The following is a 23,050-nucleotide window of genomic DNA, read 5'->3' on the forward strand; positions in this document are numbered from 1 at the left end:
ATTCCTCCAGCTGACTCGCGATCGGATCCTCCGCTTGATGCGGGGGGTCTTTCCGTCCCCATGGCCCCAAGTGTGCGATCTCGATTCCGTGCCCGACACGCGTTCTCAGGGGCAGTGCGCGGTTGCGGCGTAGCGGGGCCGGAAAGGGTAATAAATATCTGGAAAACATTGACTTTGTGCAACAACAGCGGGATCGTTCCGGCAGGAGACAGCTTTGGACTCGCGATCTAACTTGGAAACAACGGCTGGGTCGACGGAACGTGCGGATGAGTCTGCGCAGATGTCCCCGGCGCGGGACGATGAACAGGCGTTCCTGGCCGCCTGGTCGGATCAGCTGTGCAAACGCCTGAGCGCCGACCTCGTGGTTATAGCGCTTGGCCCGCGAGACACCGGGCCATTCCGCTTGGCAGCCCGCGCACCGGAGGACGCGGAACCGGGCGAAGGGCTGGCTTCCGCTGTGGATCTGACTATCGCACAGCGCAAACCAATCGTGAAAAGCGGTTTTCAGGAACGCGGGGTGACCTGCTGTGCCGTTGGCGTTCCGGTGCTGCGTGACGGTGCGCTTTATGGCGTGATCGCAGTCCAGCTTGTGGTCCGCGCCGACCTTGACCTTCGCAGGGTGGTAGACGAAGTGAAATGGGCGCTGCCGGCCGTCCAGCTCAGGCTCATGGTCTGCGACCTAAACGAAGGTGCACTCAGTCAGGCCAGGGCGCGTGCTGCGGTCGAACTGTTGGCCGGTGCCCTGGACGAGCCACGTTGGCCGGTGGCCGCCGCCACCGCTGTCACCGATTTCTGCGACCGTCTCGCCTGTGATCGTGTGGCGCTTGGCCGCCGTCATCGCCGCAGGTCCAAAGTGGTCTCGCTGTCCCACAGCGGCAATTTCCAGCGGTCCTCGGAGCTTGTACAGCGGATCGCCGACGCGATGGACGAGGCTATTGACCAAGGCGGACCGATCCGGATGCCGCAGGATGGCGAGAACACGCTGACCTTGACGGCCGCGCATCAGGAACTGATCCACTCTGGCGTGCCGCGTGCCGTACTGACTGTTCTGCTGCGCCGCGATGGCCGGGTGACTGGGGCGATGGTTCTGGAGCGCGGCGGAAACAACCCGTTTCGCGACGAAGAGGTCGACCTTGTCGAGGCCGTTGCCGGTATTCTGGGGCCTGTCTTGGAAGAAAAGCGATTGAACGACCGCTCCCTGCCGGTCAAGGTAGCGGCAGAGGCAGGTCGCTTTGGCGCCGCTGTTCTTGGCCCCCGCAAGGCCGGGTTGAAAGCGACGCTGCTGCTGGTGTGCGTTGCACTCTGGTTCGCCTGGACAACCGCTGCGCCATTCCACATCACCGCCGATGCGCGGGTCGAGGGCGAGATCCGCCGCGTCGTTGCATCGCCGCTAGATGGCTACGTCTCCTCTGCTGCTGCGATCCCAGGCGACATTGTGGCCGAGGGCGATATCCTTGCCACGCTCGACCATCGCGACCTGCAGTTGGAGATTGCGCGCTGGACTACCGTCCGCGCCCAGCGTCAGCGCGAATACGAGACCGCGTTGGCCGAGCGCGACCGTGCCGCCATCGGTATCGCTGCGACCCAAATCGGCCAAGCCGAGGCCGAGATCGCGCTGCTTGAGGAGCGTCTGGCCCGGACTCAGCTTCGTGCGCCGTTTGACGGGGTGGTTCTCTCAGGCGATCTGGACCAGTCCGTTGGTGCGCCAGTCTCGCGAGGACAGGTGCTATACGAGATAGCCCCGCTGGACGCTTACCGCATCGTGTTGTCGGTCGACGAACGCGACCTTGCGCTGGTGGGAGAGGGGCTGGCCGGCGAGGTCATTCTGACCGCGCTACCCGGACAGACCTTTGGCATGGAGACCGGCCGCGTTACATCTGTCGCGGGAGTTGAAGACGGCCGCAACGTGTTCCGCGTCGATGCCCAATTGTCCGAACAGACCGATCTCTTGCGCCCCGGCATGGAAGGGATAGCCAAGATCACGGTGGACGAACGCCCGCTTTTGATGATCTGGACACACGGTCTGCGGAACTGGGCGCGGATGGCGGTTTGGCGCTGGTTGCCATGAGCGGAACCTTGCACAGCCAGACCTGGTATCGCGTCGCCGAGCTGACGCCGCGCCTTCGTACGCATGCCGAGGTACATCGCGCCGTGTTCCGGGGCGAGGTTTGGTACGTCGTCGAGGATCACGCCAGCGGCGCCTATCTGCGCTTATCCGAAGCCGCATGGCGCCTGGTGGGCTTGATGAACGGCAGGCGCACAATGGACGAGATCTGGCGCGCGGCCGCCGAGGCACTCGGCGATGACTTGCCTACCCAGGACGAGGTCATCCAGCTGCTGATCCGATTGCACCGGTCCGACGTGTTGCACGCGGCAATACCTCCCGACATGGAGCAGGTGGTTCAGCGTGGCCGCTCCGACAGTCGCAAGAAACGTCTCGCCAGCCTTCGCAATCCGCTCGCCATCCGGGTTCCGTTGCTGGACCCCGACAATTTCGTTCGCGCGACTGGCTGGCTGGTACGGCCATTTTTTTCCTGGTTCGGCGTACTGGTGTGGCTGGCCGTGGTCTGTGGCGGCTTGTTCGCCGCGTTGCAGAACCTTGACGCACTTCAGTCCAATATCGCTGACCGCGCGTTGACGGCAGGCAACCTGCTGCTGATCCTGACGGTCTATCCACTGGTCAAGGCGGTGCATGAGTTGGGTCACGCCTATGCCGTCCGCCACTGGGGCGGTGAAGTGCACGAAATCGGGATCATGTTCCTGGTCTTCATGCCTGTTCCCTATGTGGACGCATCAGCTTCTTCAGCCTTCCGCTCGAAATGGCAGCGCGCGGGGGTCGCGTCTGCGGGGATCCTGGTGGAGTTATTCCTTGCCGGTGCCGCCGCCCTGCTTTGGGTGCAGATGGAACCGGGCCTGCTCAGGGCTGCCGTAATGAACGTGATGCTCCTGGCGGGGCTCTCGACAGTGTTCTTCAACGGCAACCCGTTGCTGCGGTTCGACGGCTATTACGTTCTCGCCGACCTGATCGAGATCCCCAACCTCGGCACCCGCTCCACACAGCACCTGCAATACCTGGCGCAGCGTTATCTCTTCGGCATGAAGAACGCCGTCTCGCCCGCGATGGCGCGCGGAGAGGCGACTTGGTTCACCGTCTACGGCCTGCTTTCGCTGGTCTATCGCTACATGATCATGCTGACGATCATGCTGCTGGTGGCAGGCATGTTTTTCGAGATCGGCCTGCTTCTGGCGTTCTGGGCAGGTGTCCTGTTGCTGATCGTTCCGGCGGTGCGCGGCATTCGCTTTGTTCTGGGTAATCCGCGGCTGGAGGGCCACCGCTTCCGCGCGCTTACAGTCACGGCGGCGCTGGCACTTGCGGTGGTCTGGGCGCTGTTCGTTCAGCCCGTGCCCTCCGCCACTATTGTCAGTGGCGTGATCCGTGCGCCAGAGAATGCGCGGGCGCTGAGCGGAGCAGAAGGTTTTGTCGAAGAACTGCTGGCGCGTCCGGGCGATACACTGGCGACGGGGGATCCGATATTGCGCGTCAGCGACCCGCTGCTGGACGCGCGCGTGCGGCAGATCGAGGCCCGGATCGAGGAATTGCGCTTGCGCCGTTTCAATGCGCTGATCAACGACCGGGTGCGTGCTGACATGATTGCGCAGGAACTGGCACTGGCTGAGGAAGAGCGCGCTTTGGCGGTCGAGCGGCGGGGTGAGCAGATCGTGACCGCGCCAGTGGCTGGTCGATTGCTGTTGCCAGCGGGAGATGACCTTGTCGGTCGCTATGTCCGGAAGGGCGAAGAACTGGCCTGGGTCATCGGGTCCGAGCCGGGTATCGTCCGGGTGGTCATTCCCGAGGCCAAGATCGATCTGGTTCGCCGCAACATTGCGGCGGTGCAGATGCGACTGGCCAGCGCGCCGCTGGAAGCGGTGCCCGGGGTTCTGACCCGCGGCACGCCCGCCGCTGTCCCGGTCTTGCCAAGTGCCGCTTTGGCAACGGAGGCAGGCGGCCCGATCCCGGTCGATCCAACCGCCGACAAGCCTTTGACGCCTGTTCGAACGGTTTTTGTCATGGACGTCGAGCCAACAGACCAGCGCCCACTGGCCGCGCTCGGCGAACGGGTGTCCGTGCGCTTCGACCACGGCTCCACACCACTGGGGACGCAGCTTTTGCGCGAAGTACGGCAGATTTTCTTGCGGGACCTCAATGTCTGATACCTTCCCCGGTCAGGCCCCAGGCGCTTTTTATCCCCGCGCACCTGCCGAACCGGCGAAGTCCAAGCTCGACCGCTGGATTGAGAAATACACTTCTCTTCCGCGTTTGCGCAGACGCGCCCGACCAAAAAGGTTCTTCGCTTGGCGCGTCTTGCGTTGTGGGAAAACGTTTGCCGGAATGTCAGACGACCGGTTGCTCGCCGAGTTGCGCGCCACCGCCCACCGCCTGCGCGCCGCTCGCGCTCACCCGGGCGAGGCGCTGTTGGTCCGCAGTTTCGCGCTGATCCGCGAATGCGCGGGGCGCGAACTTGATCAGCGTCACTACGCTACCCAGATACTAGGCGCTCGCGCGGTGCTGAACGGCGCCGTGGCAGAGATGCAAACGGGTGAGGGCAAGACGCTCGCTATCACTCTTGCTGCCGGAACCGCCGCGCTGGCCGGTCGGCGCGTGCATGTCATCACCGCAAACGATTACCTCGCGGGTCGCGATGCCGAAACGATGCGGGGTCTTTATGCCCGCCTGGGCCTAACCTGTGCCGCCGTTGAGCCGGGCTGTACGCTGGAGCAGCGCCGCGCGGCCTTTGCCGCCGACATCGTCTATGCCTCTGGTAAGGAAGTAGCCTTCACCTTTCTGCGCGACCGCGTCGCAATGGGTGGGCGGTCAGGGGACATCGGTCTGCGTACCCGCGCGTATTTCGACGGGACGGGCCTGCTGTTGCCCGGTTTGCAGTTCGCCATAGTGGATGAGATCGATAGTGTGATGATCGACGAGGCGCGCACACCCTTGATCCTCTCGGTCCCCCCGGCGGATGCCGAGATCGAAGCCGAGGCCGCCTGCGCCGCCCACGCCATTGCCAACGAGATGAAGGAGGGACGTGACTATCGCATTGACCGGCTGCGTCATGCGGTCGAACTGAACCGTGCGGGATGCGACCGTCTTGCAACTCTGGCCGAACTGATGCCCGATGAATGGCGACCGGCACCAATCCGCGAGGACGCGGTGCGCACGGCGATCAGCGCCATTCACCTGCATCGGCGTGACGAGCACTACATCCTGCGCGATGGAAAGGTCGAGATAGTTGACGAATTTACGGGGCGCATCATGCCCGACCGTTCGTGGTCGGCGGGTCTGCATCAGGCGGTCGAGGCTAAGGAGGGCGTGGAAATCACCACCCGCCGCGTTACGCTTGCCCAGATCACCTTCCAGCGTTTCTTCCGGCGCTACATCCACCTTGGCGGAATGACTGGCACGGCGACAGAAGCGGCCGACGAATTCTGGTCGGTCTATGACTTACCCGTTGTGCGGATCCCGACCCACCGGCGCTCGCGCCGCCGGACCTGGAAAACCCAGGTGTCGGCGCGCGCCGCAACCAAATGGGCGCGTGTCGCAAAGCGCGCCAAGGCGTTGTCGGCCCGTGGCCGGCCCGTCCTGATAGGCACCCGAACCGTGGCCGCATCAGAGGCCGCCAGTGCTGCGTTGCACTCGCTTGGAGTGGAACACCGGGTCCTCAGCGCTGCGCAGGATGCAGACGAGGCAGCCGTCGTCGCCGAGGCGGGCCGGGCCGGCGCAGTGACAGTAGCGACCAACATGGCCGGGCGCGGTACCGACATTATCCTCGATCCCGAGGCCCGCAAGGCAGGCGGGCTCCATGTCATCATGACCGAGAAGCACAGTTCCCGCCGGATCGACCGTCAGCTTGCGGGCCGCGCGGGTCGGCAGGGCGACCCCGGTAGCGTGGAGGCGATCCTGTGCGCCGAGGACTCGCTGCTGCCCGAGTTTGGTAGCCGCTATGGCCGTTTGATTGCGCGTTTCGGAGGGCGTGCCGTTTTGTCGGCGCTGTCCGACGCACAGCGCCGGGCGGAACGCACCCATGTTGCCGCCCGGCGCCGACTATTGGAACTGGACGAACAAATGGCCGAGAATCTCTCGTTTACCGGGACGCCAGAGTAGTTGCGCTCAAAAGGAACTCGATTGGGTCCTGACCCTAACAGATGGCGGTCGCTGAACCAATTCAACCGCTTCAAGGCTGCGCATACCATGGTATCGGAACTGCGCCTTGGGCTGTCCCCAAGGGGATAGCGGCGAAAGAGAAAGACTATCCCGGTTTCCAGCAGACACCCAAGACCGTCGCGTCCGCTTCGCCCGTCGAAACATAGGCATGGCCGAGGCCGCTGTCGAAATAGATGCTATCGCCTTTTTCCAGCACGACAGGCGCACGCCCTTTGAGATGGACCGTAACTGCACCGTCAATGACGTAGATGAACTCTTCGCCCGGATGGGAAATAAAATCTTCGAACGCCTCAAAACTATGGGCTTTGATGTGGCCAACCATTGGTACCATATGCTTGCCCGTCACGTCCGAGGCGAGCATGTCGTAGTCATATGTCGCCGAGCGGTGCAAAGGCGCTTCACCTGCGCGCGTGACCGAGACCGTCCCATGCGCAAAACCCTCTGCTTGCGAGTCAAACAGCTCACCCACATCGAGACCAAGCCCTTGGGCAAGACGCATGAACCTATCATAGGTCAGGGAAATTTCGCCTCGCTCCATCTTGGAAATCGTTGAAATGGCAAGGCCGGTCCGCTCGGCCACCTCCTTCAAGGTCCATTTCCGCGCCTTTCGGATCTCCCGCACGCGCGCTCCAAGATCGGTCTCGGTGGCCGTTGCGTTCGGTTCAAGGCTTTTGAGTAGTTTCTGCATGTTTTTCCTATTGGAAAATTTCTCTGTTTTCCGATTGGAAAATATTGTAGCCTTCTTTCCAAGCAAAAGAAAACGATTCCAAGCCAGGGTCAGGATTTGTCAGTCAGCAAGCACACATTCGAAATCGCCGTCATTGGCGCCGGTATCGCAGGCGCCTCTGTCGCGGCCGAGCTTTCGGCAGCTGCGCGTGTCGTTCTGATCGAGCAGGAAAGCCAACCCGGATATCACACCACGGGGCGTTCCGCGGCAGTCTATTCACCGATCTATGGCCCTCAGCCGATCCGCGCCTTGACCCGCGCTTCGCTGGAGTTTTTCAAACACCCGCCCGAAGGGTTCTGCGATCACCCGCTTCTGACGCCGATTGATGCTGCGTTTGTGGCCCGTGCAGATCAGGCCGCCGCTCTTGATGCAATGCAAGCCGATTTGGCCGATGCCTCGACCGTGCGTCGGTTGGATGGCGCTGAACTTGCTCAGAAATTGCCCCTCTTGCGCAATGACTACGCCCATGGCGCCATGTGGGATAGCGGCACTTCCGAGATTGATGTGGCGGCGCTGCATCAGGGATATTTGCGACAGTTCAAGGCACGTGGAGGCACGTTGCTGACAAATGCAGCCGTCACCGAAATGGCCCGCGAAGGCGCGATCTGGCGGATCAAAGCAGGCCAGCACGATCTCTCGGCAGGTATTGCCGTCAACGCAGCGGGCGCATGGGCCGATGAGATCGGTCAGATGGCCGGGGCCGAGCGGATCGGGCTTGTACCCAAACGACGCACGGCGCTGATAATCGACGCGCCAGAAGGATTTGACGTAAGGGGCATGCCGCTCGTCGTGGACGTTGACGAGCAGTTTTATCTCAAGCCTGATGCGGGCAAGCTGCTGATCTCTCCTGCCAACGAAGACCCCGAACCGCCCTGCGACGTGCAGCCCGATGAGATGGACATCGCGATCTGCGTCGACCGGATCGAGCGCGCGTTCAACGTATCTGTCAGACGGATTGAGAGCCCTTGGGCGGGTCTTCGGAGTTTCGTGGCCGACAAATGCCCCGTGGCGGGCTTTTCCGAACGGGCAGATGGATTCTATTGGCTGGCGGGGCAAGGCGGATATGGCATCCAGTCGGCGCCGGGGCTTGCGCAATTTGCTGCGGCCGAAGTTTTAGGCCAGCCAATTCCGGCGCAGGTTCTGGCCGAAAGGATGGACCCGGCAACGATCCGGCCTAATCGCAAGGGGATCGGCGCATGATGTGGCTTGTCCCTTTCTTTTTGGCGGTGCTTTTGGCCTCGGGTCTTGGGCTTGCCTATGTCGTCGGTGGCGCAGCGGTTGTGTCTTTCATACTGACAGACAACGCCCGTTATCTTGCGATCCTGCCTCAGAAGGTCTTTTCGCAAATCAGCGTTTTCGCTCTGTTGTCGATGCCGTTGTTCATACTCGCGGGTGAGTTGATGAACCGTGGCGGCGTGACCAAGGCGCTGATCGACGTATCGATGGCCATCGTCGGGCGCATTTGCGGCGGGTTGGGCCATGTAAACATCATGACCTCGGTGTTCTTCGCGGGTATCAGTGGCTCCGCCGTGGCGGATGCGGCCTCGCTGTCAAACACTTTGGTCCCGGCAATGGAGCAGCGTGGCTATACCCGTCTCTATGCCGGGACGATCACCGCGGTTTCCTCGATTATCGGACCGATTGTGCCCCCTCGATCATCCTGATCTTTTACGGTGCGATCATGCAAACCTCTGTCGCGGCGTTGTTTGTTGCGGGGATTTTGCCGGGGCTTCTGTTGGCGGTCGCTCTTTTTGCGATGAACGCCTTTTACGCCATTCGCGATGACCACCCGCGTATCCAAAAGGGCGAGGCTCCGCCCGTCGTGCCCGCTATCGCGCGCGCGCTGCCTGCCCTCCTGTTGCCTGTCATCATCGTGGGCGGCATCGTGTTGGGCTGGATGACCCCGACCGAAGCGGCCGCTGTCGCCGTCGTAGTCGCCGCCTTGACCGCCCTCTTCTATGAGGGCCTGAAGGTGGATGACATCCTTGAAAGCCTGCGCCGCACCGCCATGCTGACCGGTTCGATCTTCATCGTTCTCAGCGCCGTGGCGGCCTTTGGCCATCTGGCTTCCCTTGAAAAAGTGCCGCAGGCGATCTCGGCGTCGATCACCGAGTTGGGGTTGGGACCTGTGGGCTTCATGCTTGCGATGAACGTGCTTTTCATCCTTGCAGGCATGTTTCTTGATATCCCGATGGCGTTGGCGTTGCTGGTGCCGCTTATCGCGCCTGTTGCGCTGGCGAACGGAGCCGACCCCGTTCACCTGGGCATTGTGATCTGTTTCAACCTGACCATCGGCCTCGTCTCACCGTCGATGGGCGGGTGTCTGCTGATCGTCTCGACTGTCACAGGACTGAATTATTGGCAGCTCGCCCGCGCGGTCATCCCGTTTGTCATCGTTGAGATCCTTGTGCTTGGGGTGCTGGTCTTTGTTCCGGAGAAGCGCCACAAAGGCCATGAACGCCACTGCCGCAGGTACCGTCAGGCGGGGGTCCTGCCCAAGCGTACCTGCGGCGGCCAGCCGCGATAGCCCCCAAAGCGCGACAAGAATCGTCACGCCAGTCGGTGAAAGGCGCGCGTTTGCCGACCAACTGGTCATCGCGGTCAGCGCGTAAGCTGCGAACATGGCTGAGGCGAAACCGAACACCATTTCATGCGCGTGCCAGGCCACCAGATCGCCCAGGGGCGAACGTGTCAGGTCAATGCCCGTATCCCAACTGATCGGCCCGACCGCGACGATTGCCCAAAATCCGCCAGCCAGAAACAGAATGCGGTGCGGAGTGGCCGCCGGGCGGTACATTTCGGCTCAGGCAGGGGCCGCCATGGCGATCCGACGATAGCCCGCGACCCCATGATAGAACCCATTGCTGAGCCCCGCGTCTCCGACCAGCGCCGCTAGGCGTGCATCGGCCTCCTGCACGGACAGCCTATCGTCGGTCGCGTCGCGAAAGAGCCGCGCCACGGCGACCATGTCCACCGCCTGCGGCATCAGGCGCAGATGGGTGACACCGTCTGCCACCAGCTGCGGCACTTCGGGCAGCAGGGTGACATAGCTCTCGGATTGGGTCTGGATGCCGTTGACGCGCAGGATCGGCCGACCGTCGCGCGTGCGCAGCGGCATGCCGTCCTGATCCTCCTCGCAGATGAACTGGCAGTTGTCCTTGGTCCGACCATGGGCGCGGGCGTGGTAGCAGCGCGCGGAGACCGCCAGCGAGGCGCGACCGAACACCTGTACCTCGACCCCCAGCCCGGCGTCGCGTGCCGCCTGTGTCGCAATGGCGATGGCCGCGGCCGGCATCTCGGCTGGCAAACAGACATGCGTCGCCCCTTGACCGGCCATCCAGGCGATCGTGGTTTCGTTATAGGCGTTCAAAAAGGGGCCGATGCGATGGGGACGTTTGCCGCGCGCAAAGAGGCCAGCGGCGTTGTTCATCTCGATCTCGGGGGCTTCGATTGCCGCCAGCTCCTCGGTCGCTTTGCGCTCGCGCTTCAGCATCACCTCGGCCAGCGAGGACAGGATCACGGTCTTGCCGGCACGTTCCAGCCGCTCGATTGTTGCCGGCAGGTCGGTCTCGTGGAAAGGCGCGCGCTTGGAACATATGACCTCGCCGAGATAGACTTCGTCGACCGGGGCCTCGTCGGCGACGCGGGCATAGAAATCGCGCCGCCATTCGGCGGACCAATGATAGGCAATCGGGCCGAGCGTCAGTTTGGTCATCTCTCTCACCGCCATTTCTTTGTCTCGAAGGCGCCCTGGGTCTGCTTTTGCCCCTCGGTCAGTGCGACCAGATCGGCGATGTCCGCCTGGCGCCCGGCGCGGATGTCGTCGACGGCCGTGCGGAACGCGCGCACCACGTTGCGCACATAGCTCTTTGACCGCTGCCGGCCCTCGATCTTGAACGCATGGACGCCTGCCTCGATCAGTTCGGGCAAGAGCCGTGACAGGTTGAGGCTGATCGGTTCCTCGAAGGCGTAATAGCCCTCGGGTCGGTGGGGCGCCGCATAGCGGCCCTTGCAGATGGTAGGATAGCCCGCTTTCTCATCCGGGCCGAAGCAGTCGATGGTGAATCCTGCCAGTTGCGAGGACATCGAGCCGTCGTCATGCCGCAGATACTCTACATCCGAGGCGGGCGAGCACACCCCGTCCATGTTCGTCGATTGCCCGGTCAGATAGTTTGTCAGGCTGCAACGTCCCTCGACCATCAGCCCATGATTGCCAAAGATGAAGGTCTCTATCTCGCAGGGGATTTCCTTGCGGATCTGACGGATCTCGGGGATCGTCAGGATACGCGGCAACACCACGCGCTTGACGCCGAAACTCTGGCAATAATAGCGGATCGCTTCGGGGCTGGAGGCCGCCGCCTGAACCGACAGGTGCAGACGGATGTCGGGATGGGTGCGCGCGATGTAATCGGCCACTCCCATATCGGCCACGATGAAAGCATCAACACCAACCCGCGCACCGGTATCGGCGGCCTGACGCCATAGGTCGACCTTGCCCGCCGGCGGATAGGTGTTGAGTGCCAAAAGCACCTTCGTTCCCTTGGCATGGGCATAGCGCACGGCCTCGGACAATTCATCATGGGTGAAGTTGAGACCGGGAAAATTGCGCGCATTGGTGGCGTTTTGAAATCCGCAATAGACGGCATCGGCGCCGGCGTCGACAGCGGTGCGCAAGGCGGCGGGCGTGCCGGCAGGACAGATCAGTTCGGCAAGGCTCATGGTCGGCCGGTCTCCTTTCAGGTCGAGACGTAGGAACGGCGCAGCCGGGTCAGGATAGCGCGACCCGGAGCGCCGAACATGTCGGCGGTTTCCTCGGCAATTGATCCGTCGACATCGTCGAGCGCGTTTCGCAGCCGCACCACCGCTTCGGTGTCGCCCGTTACCTCGAGATCGCGCGAAAAGAAGGCGGCATCGCCGTCTTCCTCGGAATCAATCAGCTCCAGCAACAGCATGAACCGTCCGCGGATCGTCGCGCCTGCTGCTGGTGCGAGATCGCGAGGGACTGCCCGCAAGACCAGTGCCTGCGGGTCGGGGCGCAGATGCAGTGCAAAGGGCAGTTCAATGGGGTCGATCAGAAAGTCGGTCGTCTGATGCGGTCCGAGCCTGTCAAAGAGCGTCGGATGACGTTCGGCGACGCGCCGCACAACCCGCGACAGGATCGGTTGAACCAGCATTGCCGAAAGCCGCGCCACCGCGCCCTGTCCGGGCAGGCGTTGATGCGGGGCGGTGCCTGTGTTGGCGGTCATGTCTCGGCTCTCCCTTTTTGCGGCCTGCCGGTTTCCGTCACGGCCAGGTCTTTCGGCATCTCATCGGGCTTGGGATGCATCGGGCGCGGGTTTGCGGTCTCGTGCGCTGGCGCCGTGCTGACCCCGATCGGGTGGACATAGGCGGGGTCGATCTCGGCCGCCATGCAGGGGGGCGAGGCATTTGCCTTCGTGTCGCTCATGTCCAAGCCCCGAGACGTCGGGAAGCCATTGCGCCTGCCAAGGTCATTGGCTTGTTGGCATCGGTCAGGAGGCCGGTAACGTGGGTGAGGCGCAGACGTTTCCAAGCCGGACTTATCCGGATGTCATCCGGCAGCAGAACGGTCGAGGCCACTTTAGCAGCAATGCGCATTCACGCCTCCCGGACTGGAGAGGCGGCGCGTGAAATCACGGCGCGGCACCAGGCCAGAATTGTGTCTTCGTCCGGCCGCAGGGTTGTCGACAGGTCTTGTGCGAACTCTGCAAAGGCTGCTCGGTGGGCGTCAGAGACACCAATCAGCACCGGTACGCCCTGAGACAGCGCCTCGGCGATCAGGGCCCGGAACCCGCGACCCTCTGCCTCGCTGAGGCCGAACTTGTTCAGGACAACCAGTTCGGCCCCTTCCGACGCCAGCCGGGCGGTTGCCAGTCCCACTGCCAGTTCCAGCGCCCCGGCGTCCATTCGGCACGCCGTCGACCCGGCGCCGAGTTCCTGCGTGATGCGAACCATCGGTCCATCGGGCAGCAGGTGCAGATCGCTGTTGCAATGGCTTGTCGCGCCTTCCGTGAGCGGGGCGCGCAAGGCTCCGGCGACCCTGATCCCTTCGACCTGAAGCTGGGCGACTACGGCAGCCAGCAAACGGTCGGTCGCTCCGCGTCCCTCTGCCGAAACACCCGCCAGTGTCTTCATGATCGTCTACCTTTGCTTGACCAGCCCCGCCAAGGACACGCGAGATCCGAGACCCGCCCGATGCCCGTGGCGATACCTTGTCGGATTTCGGTCGATGGGGGCGCTGGCTTCCTCCCGCTTATCGGGGGCGGCATCGACTCTCATGGCCGGTCCTTTCGATGACGACTCGCTTTTTCAGGAACGAATTGGTATTTGATTTGCCGAATACCCGAGGCTAATACGCATTGTAAATACCAAAACAGGAGCGCGACCTTGCGTCTCACGACATTCACCGACTATGGGCTTCGCGTGCTGATGCGGCTGGCGGGAGCACCTGACCGCGCCCTGAGTACCGCTGATCTCGCCGCGGATTTCCAGGTATCGCGCAACCACCTGGCCAAGGTGATCTCTGCCCTTGCCGGGGCGGGTTATCTCGAAACGCGGCGCGGCGGCGGGGGCGGCGCCATGCTGGCACGGGCGCCAGCCGAGATACGATTGGGGGATGTCGTGGCCTGTCTCGAGGCCGACCAGGCGATAGTCGAGTGTTTTTCACCCGGCGGCGCCGCGTGCACCCTGACGCCGCATTGCCGATTGAAGGGACGACTGGCGCAGGCCGAGGCGGCCTTCATTGCCGATCTCAACCGCAGTACGCTGGCCGATTGCGTGTACCGACCCGAGGGCGTCTGGCCCGCTCCTTGAGGTAACATGCGGAAACCGGGCCTTTGCCCGGTCCCGCTTGCGGTAATTGAAACGCGTCGGGTGCCAGCACGCGCCTTCAGAGCCCCTGTCTGCCCGTTGTGATGGGTGCCCACAAGGCGAGGCACCCTCGGTCAGCCGGTTTCATGCAACGCAAGGCACCCGGTCTGTCAGGTTCCTGACGGTCGGATCAGACTGGAACCAGATCGCGGACCTTCTCTCTCAGCACGAATTTCTGAATCTTACCGGTCGAGGTTCTGGGGATCGGCATGAAAACGAAAGTTCCGGGAACCTTGTAGGGCGCAAGATGGTCGCGGCACCAGGCGCGAAGCTTGTCCGCATCTGCCTGTTGACCTGGTGCGAGCTCGACGAAGGCGCAAGGCGTTTCCCCCCATTTCTCGTGGGGCATGGCAACCACGGCGGCCACAGCGACGGCAGGATGCCGATAAAGCGCCTCTTCGACCTCGATCGAGGAGATGTTTTCTCCGCCCGAGATGATGATGTCCTTTGACCGGTCCTTGAGCTGCACGTAGCCGTCGGGATGCATGACGCCAAGGTCACCCGAGTGGAACCAGCCACCGGCCAGTGCCTCTTGCGTTGCCGTGGGGTTGCGGAAATAGCCCTTCATCACGACGTTGCCGCGGAACATGACTTCGCCCATGGTCTTGCCGTCACGCGGCACGGGGATCATGGTTTCCGGATCCAGCACGTCCAGACCTTCGAGCGGAAGGTACCGCACACCCTGCCGCGCCTTCAGCGCGGCTTGCTCTGCGGCGGGCAGGTTGGACCAGCTCGCGTGCCAGTCGTTGACCACTGCCGGACCATAGGTTTCCGTCAATCCGTAGAGATGGGTCACGTCGAAACCCGCTTCCTGCATGTCGGCCAGCAGCTTTTCCGGGGGCGGGGCGGCGGCGGTAAAGAACTGCACGGTCCGGTCGAGCTGGCGCTTTTCCGCCTCCGGTGCCGAGATCATCAGCGACATCACGATCGGCGCGCCGCACAGATGGGTGACACCCTCGTCCGCGAGTGCGTTCCAGATCGGCGCGGCCCGCACCTGCCGCAGGCAGACATGGGTGCCGATGATCGCCGACAGGGTCCAGGGGAAACACCAGCCGTTGCAATGGAACATCGGCAGGGTCCACAGATAGACCGCGTGTTTGCGCATCGAGGTGGTCAACGCATTGCCTTGCGCCAGCAGATAGGCGCCGCGGTGATGCGAGACCACGCCCTTGGGATCGCCCGTGGTGCCCGAGGTGTAGTTGATCGAGATCGCGTCCCATTCGTCCTGCGGCATCAGCCAGGCATAGTCGGGGTCGCCGCCGGACAGAAAAGCCTCGTAATCCCCTGCTTCGACCTCGACGCGCGCACCGTCATATTCGGGGTCGTCACACTGGATCACCAGCGGGGACACCTCGGCCAGGGCCAGCGCCTCCTGCATAAGCGGCATGAATTCGCTGTCCACGATCACCACTTTCGACATCGCGTGATCCAGCTGGAACGCGATGATGGCCGCATCGAGCCGGGTGTTGATCGAGTGCAGCACGGCACCGCACATCGGCACGCCATAATGGCATTCCAGCATGGCCGGTGTGTTGGGCAGAAGCGCCGACACCGTATCGCCGCGCCCGATCCCTTGCCCGGCCAGGGCCGAGGCCAGCCGCCGCGAACGGGCGTAGAACTCGGCATAGCTGCGCCGCAAGGCACCATGCACGATGGCGACATGATCGGGAAAGACGCTGGCAGCCCGTTCGAGGAACGTCAGTGGCGTCAGCGGCTGGTAGTTTGCCGGGTTGCGGTCGAGACCGGTGTTATAAGGATTGGCCATGTTCAGGCATCCTGCCATTGGGGGCTGCGTTTTTCGATGAAGGCGCCGATACCTTCTTCGGCGTCGCGGGCCAGCATGTTCTCGACCATGACGCGGGTGGCGTAATCGTAAGCCTCGCCCAGGGTCATCTCGCGCTGCGCATAGAAGGCGCGCTTGCCGGTGGCGAGCGTCATGCTGGACTTGGCCGCGATTTTCCCGGCGATTTCCAGGGTGGTTCCGCGCAGCGCCTCGGGCGATACCACCCGGTTGACCAGACCGATCTCGGCAGCACGGGCAGCGGGCGTCATGTCGCCGATCAGCAGCATCTCCATCGCGTGCTTGTTGCCGACATTGCGCGACAGGGCGACCATCGGGGTCGAACAGAACAGGCCGATATGCACGCCCGGCGTGCTGAACTGCGCGGTATCCGCCGCAACCGCCAGATCGCAGCTGGCGACCAGCTGGCAGCCCGCCGCCGTGGCAATCCCCGCGACCTCGGCAATCACCGGTTTGGGGCAGGTGATGATCGCCTGCATCGTGTCCGAGCACATCCCCAGGATCCTGGTGAAATAGGCCCGCCCGCGGTCGGGACCGGCCCGGCCGGCGGTCATTTCCTTGAGGTCGTGACCGGCGCTGAAGGCGGGTCCGTTCGCGGCCAGGATGATGACGCGCACCGCCGGATCGGCCCCGGCCTCGGCGAAGGCCGTGCCAAGCCGGGTCAGCATCGCCTCGGACAGGGGATTGCGCCGGGCGCCGTCATTCAGGGTCAGGCGCAGGATGCCCTTGTCATCCAGATCGAGCAGAAGGATATCGTCGGCTTGCATTGGTGGCGTTCCTTGGACGGGGTTACAGGATGTTGACGTCGACACTGTCGGCGAGCGTGTTGGCGATGAAGCAGTAGCGATGCGCGCGGTCCTGCATCTGGTCCATTTCCTCGTCGCCGACCTGAAAGCCGGTGTCGAAGCGGACAACCGGGTGCAGGTCAATGCGTGTCACCGACATCTGGCCCCGAGGGTTCTTGCCCAGGTGGGCGACCGCGTGATCGTGATAGCTGGCGACCGGCCATCCGGCCTTGGCCGCCAGCGCCAGGAAGGTCATCATGTGGCAGCTCGACAGGGCCGCGGCCAGCGCCTGCTCGGGATTGGTGTTGGCCGGATCGCCGCCCCAATCCGGGGCGGCATCAGCCATGACATCGAAGCTGCTGTTGTACTGCACCATGTGCTCGGCCGAATAGGCGCCCGGCTTCAACTCGGGCGTGGTGCGGTGCCAGTGCAACTGGATGGAAAGGTCAGACATCTCGCGTGTCTCCCGTTTTCCGCTCAGGCCACGGCCAGCGATTTCTTGGGGTCGTAGAAGGGGACTTCCACAACCGTGGCGCGGACCGGTCCGGACGCGGTGACGACTTCCAGTTCGGTGCCGATCCCTGCGTTGTCGACAGAAACCATCGCCAGGGCGATGTTCTGCTCCAGGCGCGGCGAATAGATCGCGGATGTGACCTTGCCCACCGGTTCGCCATTCCGGTTGATCGCCCAGAACGTGGTGTTCGGCCCCTTCAGCGGCTCGCCGCCGAGGACCAGGCCCACCTGCTTGCGGCTGACACCCTGTTCCTTGATGCGGCGCAGCGCGGCCTTGCCGATGAACTCGGCCTCCATGTCCAGGTTCACCAGCCGGTCAAAGCCCAGTTCGAACGGGTTGGTGTTGATGTCGGCATCGGCATGGTAGGACAGCATGCCGCCCTCGATCCGGCGGATCGACGAGGTGTGGCCGGGCTTCAGGCCAAAGGGCAGGCCGGCGGCCATGATCCGTTCCCACAGTGCGTCACCCATCGACCCGTCGCGCAGGTAGAGCTCGTAGCCAAGTTCACTCGACCATCCGGTGCGCGACACGATCAGCGGCATGCCGTCGAGATTCACCTCGCGCAGCCAGTAATACTTGAGATCCATGATGTCGTCGCCAAAGAGCGCGCGCATGATCTCGCCTGATTTCGGGCCTTGCAGCTGGAGCGGCGACACATCGGGTTCGCCGATGGTGACGTCCATGCCCGAATGCACGGCAACACCCTGCGCCCAAAGCAGGATGTCGCTGTCGGCGAGCGAAATCCAGAAATGGTTCTCGGCCAACCGAAGCAGGATCGGATCGTTCAGGATGCCACCATCGGCATTGGTGATCAGGATGTACTTGCACTGGCCCACGGCCATCTTGGTCAGGTCGCGCGGGGTCAGCATCTGAACAAAGCGCGCCGCGTCGGGTCCGGTGATCTCGACCTGCCGCTCGACCGCGACATCGCACAGGATCGCGTCATTCACCAGGTTCCAGAAATTCTGTTCCGGGTTCCCGAAATCGCGCGGAATGTACATGTGGTTGTAGACCGAGAAACCTTTTGCACCCCAACGCACTGTGGCGTCGAAATAAGGAGATTTCCGGATTTGGGTGCCGAAGCCGAAATCGTCTGCCTGGGTCATGTCTGTCGCCTTTTTGCACGGGACCGGTGTGATTGGCCGGTGTGGAAAACTGACGAGTGTCTAGTCCGAGACTTGGCAGGTATGTGGTCTGAAAAACGCGTATCACTCAGTCTGAACGGACTGTTTTTGCCACCGGTTCCGGACCGTTCAGACGCGCGATGTCAGTTCGCGGCACGCGCTATAAGCATTGCGACACCGGGCGGCTGCGACTTGATTCTGCGGGTGGCGATATAGGTCATGTAGCGGTCGATCCCAAGATCCGCCGCCAGCAACTGCTCCATCAAATCCTGAAACGCGGCGAGATTGGCGGTGAACACGTGCATCACGTAGTCCATCCCGCCTCCGGTTGCGACACAATGGGTGATTTCGTCGATACCCTTGATCAGGGCCTCGAAGCGATCGAAATCGGCCTTGCGGTGATGGGTCAGCGAAACCGTGACGATCACCTGGGTAAAATCGACAACCCGGTCCAGCGCAATGTCGGCATGATAGCCCAAGATGTAGCCCGCCTCTCGGAGACGGGTCAAACGCGCCCAGCAAGGCGTGGGTGACAGGTTGACGATCTCGGCCAGTCTGGTCTTGCTGAGTTGGCCGTGTTTCTGCACGGCGGAGAGAATCCGGATATCTGTCGCGTCGAGGCCAGATTTGTTCATTTCTTCGGAACCCGTGTTCGCCCTGCTCAGGGCATTCAGCACCGGGATCTTGGAACCGACATCTCGTTTCGCCGAATCACACTTGCGCCATGGACGAAAAGGTTAAGCTGCCCGCTTGTCCGCATCAATCCGCGAGGGGCAAAACACTTTGCCCTCAGTGAAACGGTGTCACTCTTCCCTGACGGCATGGCGACGTCTTCGAATGAACAGCGCAGGGCGCCGCCCCGACCTCGCTCGGATGGATCTGCGATGCCCGCCAGTGGGATCGGGGGTCAGGTTTCACGGTCCCGGTCGCGAGCGAGTTGGCGCTCGTTTGCACGCCTGATCTATTTGATCAAGCTGCGTCGGCCCTGCCGGTCAGTTCCTCAACCCGCCGGGCCACGATCTGTTCCGCGGTTTGTTCGCGATGGGTGTCGAGCGGCACCGGTGCATCGGCTCCCGCCAAGGTCCGGGCCTGTTCCGGATCGGCGAGAGCCAGAGTCCCAGATCAAAGGCCTGCTTGTTGCGGTCGACAGCGACGCCGTTCAGTTCGATGGCGCGATGGATGGCGTCGAGTGCAGCGGGATGCCGCCCTGTTGCCATGAGGCCCTCATCAATAGCATGTTGGCAAATACCCGGTCGCCCATCACCTTTTCAGCAAGGCCCTGCGCCGCCAGGCCGTGCGTTTCCGAACCCAGAACGTGGGTCATGCGCTCCAATTACTCATCTCTGTTCAGCTGCCAGTCCGGGTTTCTTGCAAATTCGGACGTCGCACCGCCGTTGTGTCAGTCACCGCCACCGATTTGCCCGGCGTCAGCTTGGACAGCGTCTCGTCACCCGCCGCCGCCACCAGGTCGCAGCCGATCAGCGCATCCGCCTCGCCCATGGCGATCCGAGTCGCGCGCATTTGGCCGGGGCTGACCGCCAGGTCCTCGTTCACACCCGGTTGAAAGTAGATGTTGTTCTCCTTCAGAACCTTTGCCGCCTGCCACAGGCGCATGTCATAGGTCCCGACCGGAGAGCCGCGATAGCCCGAGATGTAGCCGCCCGTGTTCAGGCCCTTCGCCCTGTCCCGCTTGCGCTGCTGGATCGGAAGCCGCACCAGCGCCTGCATGCCGGCCACGTAGACCCAACCTTCTTCCTGGGCAAGACGGTCTTCGAGGGTCATATCCAGGCGTTTGGCTGGGGCATGAACAGTCATTGCATCGTCCTTTCCCATGTTCAGGTCGATCCGGCAGGCCCGAGATCGCGCTCGGGCGCGAATAGCGTGTCGTCCGAGCCCCGGAAGGGGTCGGGAAATATGCGATGACAACATCCGGGCAGGGGTCCGTTGACCTATTAACCCGGCCTTGTCGAAATCGCCATCGGCTCAGTTGCAATCCGACTGTCGGGATAGTTTCTGGTAGAGCTAAAGCCGCGATATCGGCGACTGGCCTGCCTGCGCGACCTGTTGCGTTTGGCGACGAGAGTGCCAGCCAGAGCGCGCCCGCCATCGGCCTGCGGTTTGCCATGGAACCTTTGCAAAAGGGTTCCAGGCGAGTTCACCGCATGTTTTTCGACTTCGCGACGCATGCGGCTCACTGGAAACCAATGGGACCTGAGACCGGGGTCAATAGCTGTATTGCCCGTAAATCCGGGTCAGATCGCCGTTCCAGTCACCGTCAAAATGCTCGAGCAATTCGTCAGCGGGAACCTTGCCCGACTCAACGCTTTCCTTGAGCGCGTTCAGGAAATGGGTCTCGTCAGGCACGAGGCCACCCGCGCCGGGGCGCGCGCGCGCCTTCAGCCCGGCCTCGGAAATCGCCAGAACTTCGCGTGCGAGGTCGTGCATGCGGACATCGCCAGCCTGCGCCTGCAGGCCCTGACGGCTCGCCTCGATGCGCAGTGTCTCCCGGGTCTCGGCATCCCAGCCCTTGACCAGGTCCCAGGCAGCGTCCAGCGCCGACTGATCATAGGTCAGCCCGACCCAGAAGGCCGGCAGCGCACACAGCCTGCGCCACGGGCCGCCATCGGCGCCTCGCATCTCGATGTATTTCTTGATCCGTGCCTCGGGGAACAGCGTGGTCAGGTGATCGGCCCAATCGGAAAGTGTCGGCGTCTCGCCGGGCAGAGCGGGCAGCTCTCCCTTGAGGAAATCGCGGAACGACTGGCCCAGCGCATTGATGTATTTCCCGTCGCGATAGACAAAGTACATCGGCACATCGAGTGCATATTGCACCCAGGCCTCGAAGCCGAACCCCTCGTCAAAGATAAAGGGCACCATGCCGGTGCGGTCGGCATCCAGATCGCGCCAGACCCGGCTGCGCCAGCTTTTGTGGCCATTGGGCTTGCCCTCGAAGAAGGGAGAATTGGCAAAGAGCGCAGTTGCCACCGGTTGCAGGGCGATGGCGACACGCAGTTTCTGTACCATGTCGGCCTCGGACCCGAAATCCAGATTGACCTGAACCGTACAGGTGCGCCGCATCATGGTGGTGCCCATGGTGCCCACTTTCTGCATATAGGCATCCATCAGCTTGTAACGGCCCTTGGGCATCAACGGCATCTGGTCATGGGTCCAGATCGGCGCTGCACCCAGACCGATGAAACCCACGCCGATCTCGTCGGCGATATCCTTGACCTCGCGCAGGTGCGTATTCACCTCGTCGCAGGTCTCGTGGATGGTTTCCAACGGCGCGCCGCTCAACTCCAATGCCCCGCCGGGCTCCAGCGAGATATTGGCGCCGTCCTTTTGCAGCCCGATCAGCTTGCCGCCCTCGCGCATCTCGTCCCAACCATGCCGGTCGCGCAACCCTTCGAGCACCGCGACGATCGAGCGGGTCCCCTCAAACGGAAGCGGCTTCAGCGTGTCCTTGCAGAAACCGAATTTCTCGTGCTCGGTACCGATGCGCCAATCGGATTTGGGCTTGCAGCCCGAGGCAAGGTATTCGGCCAGCTGTTCATGGCGTTCGATCGGTCCGCCGCCGGACTGGGGAATGGACATGCTCGGGCTCCGTCTTGGCTTTACTAGATCTGCCGACAAGTGGCACATTTGACGCAAGTGTCAATGGAATGGGGGGCAGAAACTCACGCGGTTGTGTTGGCCTGCCCATCACCGGAAACGATGCAACACCCCGACAGGATCAGTGCAAAGGCAGCGCGTCGGGACGTGAGGGTGTACGTTCCCAGATTACCACCGCATGGCGGGCTTCGGTTTTCAACGCGGTCAGCATGCGCTCGGTCCTGAGACCGGGCAACGCCGAAAAACTGTCGAACAGGACCTCGGCCCCCTCGGCATTGACGGGGATGGCAAGCACGTCGCGCCCCTTTTGTTCCAGCAGCCAATGCGGCGGGGTGGCCGTCGGGTCAAAGGTCAGCCGCTCGATCTCGGACGAAGCGACCGAACCGCCGCCGAGCGGCCCCATATAGGTGATCTCGCCCTCGTCCAGCAGCACGATACCGGGACCGCCACCACCGGTGCGGAACCGTGCGCGCTGGACCCCGACAACCGCCAAAGCCACGCCTGCCGCAGCTACTGGCCAGCCTGTCCAGCCCAAAAGGCCACCGGGCCCGGCGATCCAGCTTAGCCCAACGAGGGTAAGAGCAAGCCCCGCCAGCACTTCGCGCCAGCGCCACAGCGCGGCGCGCGCTTCGGGGCGGATGAAGCTCATTCCCAATCCCCCAATGCCTGTTGCCAGAGGGTCATGGCCGCTACGGCAGCGGTATCTGCGCGCAGGATGCGGGGGCCGAGGCTGACGACATGGGATTGTTTCATCGCGTGTAGGCGCTTGCGTTCGGCCTCGGAAAAGCCGCCCTCGGGGCCGATCAGGATGGCCCAGGGTTTGTTCCGCGCCTCCGAGGCGAGGCGCAGGGCGGACCCGGCCTCGGCCTCGTCGCAGAACATCAACTGCCGGTCGGCGGGCCAGGTATCGAGCAGGCGCGAGAGTTTTTGAAGATCCGTCACCTCGGGCACAAAGGTGCCGCCGCATTGTTCGGCGGCCTCGATGGCGTGGGCCTGGAGCCGGTCCTGACGGATGCGCTCGGAATTGGTGAAATCGGTCTGCACCGGCACGATCCGGGCCGCCCCCATCTCGGCCGCTTTCTCGACGATGAAATCGGTGCGCGCTTTCTTGATCGGCGCGAACAGCAGCCAGAGATCGGGCGGCAATTGAAGCGGTCTGGTCTGCGTCTCGCAGACCAGCGTACCGCCGCGTTTGCCAGCCTCGGTCACCTTGGCCAGCCATTCGCCGTCATGCCCGTTGAACAGTGCCACGGCGGCGCCCACGTCTAGCCGCATCACCCCGAAGAGGTAATGCGCCTGGTCGCGCGACATTGGAACCGGTTGCCCCGGGGCAAGCGGGTGCTCTACATACAGCCTGATCTTTGCACTCATGAAAG

22 protein-coding genes and 1 pseudogene are annotated in these 23,050 nt (G+C 62.9%); 6 read left to right on the plus strand and 17 right to left on the minus strand.

From position 1 onward, the window contains the following. Positions 1-280: 280 nt before the first annotated feature. From AC2FLM_RS15675 to AC2FLM_RS15685, 3 genes are read left to right on the plus strand one after another with little or no spacing between them, the layout of a single operon-like run. A complete protein-coding gene (locus AC2FLM_RS15675; protein WP_234142399.1) occupies positions 281-2,068 on the plus strand; it encodes a GAF domain-containing protein in 1,788 nt (595 codons plus the stop codon). After that, positions 2,050-4,212: an efflux RND transporter periplasmic adaptor subunit gene (locus AC2FLM_RS15680; protein WP_496859070.1), complete on the plus strand. Its 2,163-nt coding sequence runs from the start codon at positions 2,050-2,052 to the stop codon at positions 4,210-4,212. The genes AC2FLM_RS15675 and AC2FLM_RS15680 overlap by 19 nt, the downstream gene beginning before the upstream one ends. Then, positions 4,205-6,163, plus strand: a complete 1,959-nt coding sequence (locus AC2FLM_RS15685) for a preprotein translocase subunit SecA (protein WP_496859071.1) — start codon at positions 4,205-4,207, stop codon at positions 6,161-6,163. The genes AC2FLM_RS15680 and AC2FLM_RS15685 overlap by 8 nt, the downstream gene beginning before the upstream one ends. A gap of 145 nt (positions 6,164-6,308) precedes the next feature. Here AC2FLM_RS15685 and AC2FLM_RS15690 read toward each other — a convergent pair whose 3' ends face one another. Further along, a complete protein-coding gene (locus AC2FLM_RS15690; protein ID WP_234219897.1) occupies positions 6,309-6,911 on the minus strand; it encodes a helix-turn-helix domain-containing protein in 603 nt (200 codons plus the stop codon). A gap of 96 nt (positions 6,912-7,007) precedes the next feature. Between AC2FLM_RS15690 and AC2FLM_RS15695 the strand changes: the two genes are divergently transcribed. Next, positions 7,008-8,150, plus strand: a complete 1,143-nt coding sequence (locus AC2FLM_RS15695; protein WP_496859072.1) for an NAD(P)/FAD-dependent oxidoreductase — start codon at positions 7,008-7,010, stop codon at positions 8,148-8,150. Then, positions 8,150-9,327, plus strand: a pseudogene (locus AC2FLM_RS15700) (TRAP transporter large permease); the annotation flags it as partial. The gene AC2FLM_RS15695 and the pseudogene AC2FLM_RS15700, both read left to right, overlap by 1 nt. Here AC2FLM_RS15700 and AC2FLM_RS15705 read toward each other — a convergent pair. The 6 genes from AC2FLM_RS15705 to AC2FLM_RS15730 form a co-directional block, all read right to left on the minus strand. After that, on the minus strand, positions 9,253-9,747 hold the full coding sequence (locus AC2FLM_RS15705) for an NnrS family protein (RefSeq protein ID WP_496859073.1): 495 nt from the start codon (positions 9,745-9,747) through the stop codon (positions 9,253-9,255). The pseudogene AC2FLM_RS15700 and the gene AC2FLM_RS15705 sit on opposite strands and share 75 nt — an antisense overlap. Positions 9,748-9,753: 6 nt before the next feature. After that, the gene (ubiV, locus tag AC2FLM_RS15710; protein WP_496859074.1) at positions 9,754-10,665 is read right to left on the minus strand and encodes a ubiquinone anaerobic biosynthesis protein UbiV; all 912 of its coding nucleotides are present in this window, start codon (positions 10,663-10,665) and stop codon (positions 9,754-9,756) included. A gap of 5 nt (positions 10,666-10,670) precedes the next feature. Beyond that, complete coding sequence (ubiU, locus tag AC2FLM_RS15715; RefSeq protein WP_496859075.1) at positions 10,671-11,669, minus strand: ubiquinone anaerobic biosynthesis protein UbiU; 999 nt, start codon at positions 11,667-11,669, stop codon at positions 10,671-10,673. 17 nt (positions 11,670-11,686) lie between these two features. Next, positions 11,687-12,196 (minus strand): ubiquinone anaerobic biosynthesis accessory factor UbiT, encoded by a 510-nt coding sequence (gene ubiT / locus AC2FLM_RS15720; RefSeq protein WP_234142413.1) that lies wholly within the window; start codon positions 12,194-12,196, stop codon positions 11,687-11,689. Further along, positions 12,193-12,396 carry a hypothetical protein gene (locus tag AC2FLM_RS15725; RefSeq protein ID WP_496859076.1) on the minus strand — a complete coding sequence of 68 codons (204 nt, stop codon included), beginning with the start codon at positions 12,394-12,396 and terminating at the stop codon, positions 12,193-12,195. Before AC2FLM_RS15725 ends, ubiT begins: the two co-directional genes overlap by 4 nt. A 170-nt stretch (positions 12,397-12,566) precedes the next feature. Further along, positions 12,567-13,103, minus strand: coding sequence for a DUF2478 domain-containing protein (locus tag AC2FLM_RS15730; RefSeq protein WP_496859077.1), 537 nt, complete (start codon positions 13,101-13,103; stop codon positions 12,567-12,569). A 252-nt stretch (positions 13,104-13,355) separates the two neighbouring features. Between AC2FLM_RS15730 and AC2FLM_RS15735 the strand changes: the two genes are divergently transcribed. Next, complete coding sequence (locus tag AC2FLM_RS15735) at positions 13,356-13,781, plus strand: RrF2 family transcriptional regulator (RefSeq protein ID WP_496859078.1); 426 nt, start codon at positions 13,356-13,358, stop codon at positions 13,779-13,781. A 187-nt stretch (positions 13,782-13,968) separates the two neighbouring features. Here the strand turns inward: AC2FLM_RS15735 and AC2FLM_RS15740 are convergent, their stop codons facing one another. From AC2FLM_RS15740 to AC2FLM_RS15785, 10 genes are all read right to left on the minus strand, one after another. Next, entirely contained in the window at positions 13,969-15,603 is a 1,635-nt protein-coding gene (locus AC2FLM_RS15740; RefSeq protein ID WP_496859079.1) for an acyl-CoA synthetase, read from the minus strand. 2 nt (positions 15,604-15,605) lie between these two features. After that, entirely contained in the window at positions 15,606-16,406 is an 801-nt protein-coding gene (locus AC2FLM_RS15745) for an enoyl-CoA hydratase (protein ID WP_496859080.1), read from the minus strand. Between the two features lie 22 nt (positions 16,407-16,428). Further along, positions 16,429-16,878 (minus strand): OsmC family protein, encoded by a 450-nt coding sequence (locus tag AC2FLM_RS15750; RefSeq protein ID WP_093034218.1) that lies wholly within the window; start codon positions 16,876-16,878, stop codon positions 16,429-16,431. Positions 16,879-16,901: 23 nt separating this feature from the next. Next, positions 16,902-18,044, minus strand: a complete 1,143-nt coding sequence (locus AC2FLM_RS15755; protein WP_496859081.1) for a glycine cleavage T C-terminal barrel domain-containing protein — start codon at positions 18,042-18,044, stop codon at positions 16,902-16,904. Between the two features lie 161 nt (positions 18,045-18,205). Continuing rightward, complete coding sequence (locus tag AC2FLM_RS15760; protein ID WP_234184626.1) at positions 18,206-18,697, minus strand: Lrp/AsnC family transcriptional regulator; 492 nt, start codon at positions 18,695-18,697, stop codon at positions 18,206-18,208. Between the two features lie 524 nt (positions 18,698-19,221). Then, positions 19,222-19,386, minus strand: coding sequence for a hypothetical protein (locus tag AC2FLM_RS15765; protein ID WP_496859082.1), 165 nt, complete (start codon positions 19,384-19,386; stop codon positions 19,222-19,224). Positions 19,387-19,409: 23 nt separating this feature from the next. Continuing rightward, entirely contained in the window at positions 19,410-19,877 is a 468-nt protein-coding gene (locus tag AC2FLM_RS15770) for a hypothetical protein (protein ID WP_496859083.1), read from the minus strand. Positions 19,878-20,285: 408 nt separating this feature from the next. Continuing rightward, positions 20,286-21,656: a glutamate--cysteine ligase gene (locus AC2FLM_RS15775; RefSeq protein WP_234219918.1), complete on the minus strand. Its 1,371-nt coding sequence runs from the start codon at positions 21,654-21,656 to the stop codon at positions 20,286-20,288. Between the two features lie 139 nt (positions 21,657-21,795). Further along, on the minus strand, positions 21,796-22,323 hold the full coding sequence (locus AC2FLM_RS15780; RefSeq protein WP_496859084.1) for a hypothetical protein: 528 nt from the start codon (positions 22,321-22,323) through the stop codon (positions 21,796-21,798). Next, positions 22,320-23,045, minus strand: a complete 726-nt coding sequence (locus AC2FLM_RS15785; RefSeq protein ID WP_234219920.1) for a 16S rRNA (uracil(1498)-N(3))-methyltransferase — start codon at positions 23,043-23,045, stop codon at positions 22,320-22,322. Before AC2FLM_RS15785 ends, AC2FLM_RS15780 begins: the two co-directional genes overlap by 4 nt. Positions 23,046-23,050: the final 5 nt, after the last annotated feature.

It is taken from the genome of Ruegeria sp. SAZD011 (assembly GCF_059612545.1).